Origin of the sequence: Sinomonas sp. (genome assembly GCF_051955515.1) — a bacterium.
Taxonomy (GTDB): domain Bacteria; phylum Actinomycetota; class Actinomycetes; order Actinomycetales; family Micrococcaceae; genus Sinomonas.
On the sequence record NZ_JBQCGQ010000260.1, the window covers coordinates 1 to 4417 of the forward strand.

Here is a 4417-nt window from a genome sequence, read left to right on the forward strand (position 1 = left end):
CCGGCTCACCGAGCAGCAGGAGCGCGGCATCTACCGCGATCAGGATTCCGCGCTCGCCAAGATGCAGACCTCCCTCGCGATGCGCGAGACCGTCGCCCTGGCCCGCGAGGTCGTGGGCGGCAACGGCATCACGCTCGACACCGACGTCGCCCGCTTCCACGCCGATGCCGAGGCGGTCTATTCCTACGAGGGCACGCACGAGATCAACGCCCTCATCGTCGGCCGCGCGCTCACCGGCGCCAGCGCCTTCACCCGCTAGCAACCCGTGGCCACCTCCCGACCAACGCGTGGCCACCTCTCACCCGACCCGTGGCCACCTCTCACCCGACCCGTGGCCACCTCCCAGCCAACGCGTGGCCACCTCTCACCCGACCCGTGGCCACCTCCCACCCGACCCGTGGCCACCTCCCACCCGACCCGTGGCCACTACCCAAAGATCTGGCCACTCGCGGGTGGAGAAGTGGCCACGCGTTGGTGGAGAAGTGGCCACTCGTTGGTGGAGAAGTGACCACTCGTTCGTTCCGATCCCTAAGGAGAATTCCATGAGCACTCCCCGCGTTATCGAGCCTCGCCTCGTCGTCGACTTCGACAAGCTCCTCACCATGACCGGCGCCGACCTCGGCGCGACCGACTGGCTCGAGATCACTCAGGACCGCGTCAACCTCTTCGCGGATGCGACCGACGATCACCAGTGGATCCACGTTGACCCCGAGCGCGCCCAGGAGGGCCCGTTCGGCGCCCCGATCGCCCACGGCTTCCTCACGCTCTCGCTGCTCATCCCGTTCTGGGGCGAGCTGTTCGACGTCGAGGGCGTCACTACGAAGGTCAACTATGGCCTGGACCGAGTCCGCTTCACCTCACCCGTGAAGGTCGGCTCGAAGGTCCGTATGGCCGGCCAGATCGCGGAGGTGACCGAGGTGAAGGGCGGCGCCCAGATCAAGGTCAACGCCACGATCGAGATCGAGGGCCAGGAGCGCCCCGCCGTCGTCGCCGAATTCCTCGCGCGCTTCTACAAGTAACCCACCCCACCCACCCCGCCACCCATAGGAACCGCCATGTCTGGAACCACACAGCTCAAGCAGATGAGCGCCACCGGGCAGCGCAAGGAAGCGCGCACGGTCATCCTCTCCAGCTACCTCGGCAGCACCATCGAGTTCTACGACTTCCTCCTGTACGCAACGGCCGCCGCGGTCGCCTTCCCGAAGGTCTTCTTTGCCGGCTCCGACCCGTGGGTCGGCGCCGTGGAGGCCTACGCGACCTTCGCAGCCGGTTATGTCGCGCGGCCGCTCGGCGGGGCGATCTTCGGCCATTTCGGTGACCGGATCGGCCGCAAGGGAATGCTCATCGTCTCGATGACGGTCATGGGGCTCGCCTCGGCGGCGATCGGTCTCATCCCCGGCGGCAACCTGATTGGCCCGTGGGGCGCCGTGATCCTCGTCCTCCTCCGGGTGCTGCAGGGCATCGCCGTCGGCGGCGAATGGGGCGGCGCGGCGCTCATGGCGCTTGAGCACTCGGCCCCACAGCGGCGAGGCTTTGCGGCGTCGTTCGTCAATGCAGGCGCACCGACGGGCGCCTTCCTGGGAACCGTGATGATGGGCATCGTCTCGGCACTGCCGGTCGGCGACTTCCTCGCCTGGGGATGGCGTGTTCCGTTCCTGCTCTCGTTCGCCTTGCTCGCCGTCGGCCTCTTCGTGCGGCTCCGCGTCTCCGAGAGCCCGATCTTCGCCGCCGCCGTGGCCGCGGAGGAGGAGGCTCGGCAGACCGCGCCCGCGAAGCGCAGGATCCCGCTCGTGGAGGTGCTCCGCAGACCCAAGGCACTCATCTTCGTCATGCTCTCGGGTGCCGCCGCCTTTGGGCTCCAGGTGGTCCTGGCCACCTTCGCGGTCACGTACGCCGTGACGAGGGGCGCCCCTCAGCAGGGCGTGCTGTACGGGTTCGCCGGGGCTTCGGTCATCTCGATCGCCTTCGTGCTGTTCGGTGGCCGAATTTCGGATCGCTTCGGGCGCCGTCCCGTCATGCTCACGGGCCTTGCCCTGTTTGTCGCGTTCCTCTTCCCGATGTTCGCACTGCTGGGGTCGGGGAACGTGTGGCTCGTCTTCGTCGCGTTCACGCTCGCCCTGATGTTCCACTCGACCCTCTACGGCCCGTTCGCGGCGTTCGTCTCGGAGCAGTTTGGCACCACATCCCGCTACACCGGCGCCGCGCTCGGCTATCAGCTCGCGACCCTCATCGGCGGAGGGTTCACGCCCGGCATCGTCGCCTCGCTGTACAAGGAATCGGGCCTCAACATCGCCGCCGTCATTGGCTTCCTTGCTGTCATGTCCCTTGTCTCCGCGGCCTTCATCCTGCTGACGCGCGAGTCGAAGGACAATGACCTCACGACCGTCCGCTAGGAGGGACGCTGTGTACAACAACGGAGTTGGTTCTTGGCTCGAGCGGCGCCGGCCGAAGTCGGGGCCCAAAGCTGCCCTGATCGCTGGCGAGCGGAGCATCAGCTACGCGGAGCTCGCCGAGCGCAGCGACCGGCTCGCCCAGGCTCTGCGCCGCCGCGGCGTGGCCCGCGGGGACCGTGTCGCCTACCTCGGCGAGAACGATCCGGCCTTTGTCGAGACGTTCTTCGCGTGCGGGCTGCTGGGCGCCGTGTTCGTCCCGCTCAACACGCGGCTTGCCGCCCCCGAGCTGCAGTTTCAGCTCGACGACGCCGGTGTGCGGCTCCTCGTCAACGCCGGCCACCTCGAGGCGTTGGCTGCAGCCGCGGTCGCGGGCACCGGGGTGCTGCGTCGGCTCGTCGTCGCCGAACCCGCGGAACTCGCCGAGGTCGGGTCGCCTGCCGCCGAGGTCGGGTCCCCTGCCGCCCAAGTCGGGCCGGACGCCGTCGAACGCTACGACCAAGCGCTCCTCGCGGCGCCCGCCGAACCGATTGACGAATCGGTGTCGCTCGACGACGGCGCCATGATCCTCTACACCTCCGGGACCACGGGCCGGCCGAAGGGCGCGCTGCTCACGCACAGCAATATCACGTGGAACTGCTACAACGTCCTGGTCGACACGGATCTGAGCTCCACTGACGTGGCGCTGATGATCTCGCCCCTGTTCCACGTGGCCTCGCTCGACATGGGCTTGCTGCCCATCCTGCTCAAAGGTGGCACGGCCGTGCTAGAGCAGAAGTTCGAGCCAGGCCGGGCGCTCGAACTGATCGAACGCCACCGGGTCACGACGCTCAACGGAGTGCCCACCACGTTCCAGATGCTCGCCGAGCACCCCTCATGGCTGACGACGGACCTCACCTCGCTCAGCAAGCTCACCTGCGGCGGTTCGGCCATCCCCGCGAGTGTGCTCGCGGCCTACGATGCGCGCGGGATCGAGTTCGCCAACAACTACGGCATGACCGAGACGGCTCCGGGCGCGACGACACTCCCGCGCGGACGGTCGCGCGACAAGCTCGGGTCGGCGGGCCTCCCGCACTTCTTCACCGACCTCCGCATCGTCGATCCCCTCGGTGAGGCTCTCGCCCCCGGCGAGGTCGGGGAGATCCAGATCTCCGGGCCGAACGTCATCAAGCAGTATTGGAACCGCTCCGATGCGACGCGTGATTCGTACGCCGACGGGATCTGGTTCAAGTCCGGCGACATGGGCTACCGCGACGACGAGGGCTTCCTCTACGTCTCCGACCGGCTCAAGGACATGATCATCTCCGGCGGGGAGAACATCTACCCGGCCGAGATCGAGGCCGTGATCGTCGAGCTGCCGCAGGTGGCGTCGGTCGCCGTCATCGGGGTGCCCGACGAGAAATGGGGCGAGGTTCCCCGGGCCATCGTCACCTTGCGCGTGGGCGCGGAGCTCACGGACGACGACGTACGAACTCACCTCGACGGCCGACTTGCCCGCTACAAGATCCCGAAGTCGGTCGTGTTCGTGGAGGAGATGCCGAGGACGGCCAGCGGCAAGATCCGGAAGGCAGAGCTCCGGAAGCAATACGCCCTCTGACCGTTTCGGGTACACCAACTCACCATCAGAGCCGTTTCGGGTGCAGATAGTTTCTGCACCTGAAACGCCTGAAATGTGGGAGTTTCTGACGCCCGAAACGGTGGCCCACTTCCCCAACCAATCGGCCGATTTACCCAACCAATCTGGCCCACTTCCCCAAGGTTCGGCGATGAAAGGTGGCAACACACCGTCGTCGTTCGCCGACACGCCGGGGCGGGCTCTTAAGGGCTGGAGAAGTGGGAATTGAGGTTGGGGAGTTCGGCGGGGCGTCGGATGGGGGGCAGCTTCTCTGTACCCGAAACGGTTAGAAGTTGGCGTATCTTGCCCTGGCCGCGGAGTAGATGCCGTAACACGCGAGCCCAATTGCGACCGCGCCCAGAATCCAGCCGCCATAGGGTTGCCCCGCGAGGCTCTTGAGGGCGCCGTCGAG

At 67.1% G+C, this 4417-nt stretch carries 5 protein-coding genes; 4 read left to right on the forward strand and 1 reads right to left on the reverse strand.

Features of this window, described 5'->3' with window-relative positions:
• The 4 genes from ACTHL9_RS15410 to menE form a co-directional block, all read left to right on the forward strand.
• The coding region (locus ACTHL9_RS15410; RefSeq protein WP_440520166.1) for an acyl-CoA dehydrogenase family protein at positions 1–259 on the forward strand (259 nt) is incomplete at its 5' end.
• 283 nt (positions 260–542) lie between these two features.
• The gene (locus ACTHL9_RS15415; protein ID WP_440520167.1) at positions 543–1019 is read left to right on the forward strand and encodes a MaoC family dehydratase; all 477 of its coding nucleotides are present in this window, start codon (positions 543–545) and stop codon (positions 1017–1019) included.
• A 36-nt stretch (positions 1020–1055) separates the two neighbouring features.
• On the forward strand, positions 1056–2393 hold the full coding sequence (locus ACTHL9_RS15420; RefSeq protein WP_440520168.1) for an MFS transporter: 1338 nt from the start codon (positions 1056–1058) through the stop codon (positions 2391–2393).
• A 10-nt stretch (positions 2394–2403) separates the two neighbouring features.
• Positions 2404–3987: an o-succinylbenzoate--CoA ligase gene (gene menE, locus ACTHL9_RS15425; RefSeq protein ID WP_440520169.1), complete on the forward strand. Its 1584-nt coding sequence runs from the start codon at positions 2404–2406 to the stop codon at positions 3985–3987.
• Between the two features lie 304 nt (positions 3988–4291).
• Here menE and ACTHL9_RS15430 read toward each other — a convergent pair.
• On the reverse strand, positions 4292–4417 hold a 126-nt coding region (locus ACTHL9_RS15430), incomplete at its 5' end, for a DUF1206 domain-containing protein (protein ID WP_440520170.1).

Coding starts and splice junctions, on each gene's coding strand:
- ACTHL9_RS15420 (WP_440520168.1), top strand. CDS start 1,056: ATGTCTGGAACCACACAGCTCAAGCAGATGAGCGCCACCGGGCAGCGC.
- ACTHL9_RS15415 (WP_440520167.1), top strand. CDS start 543: ATGAGCACTCCCCGCGTTATCGAGCCTCGCCTCGTCGTCGACTTCGAC.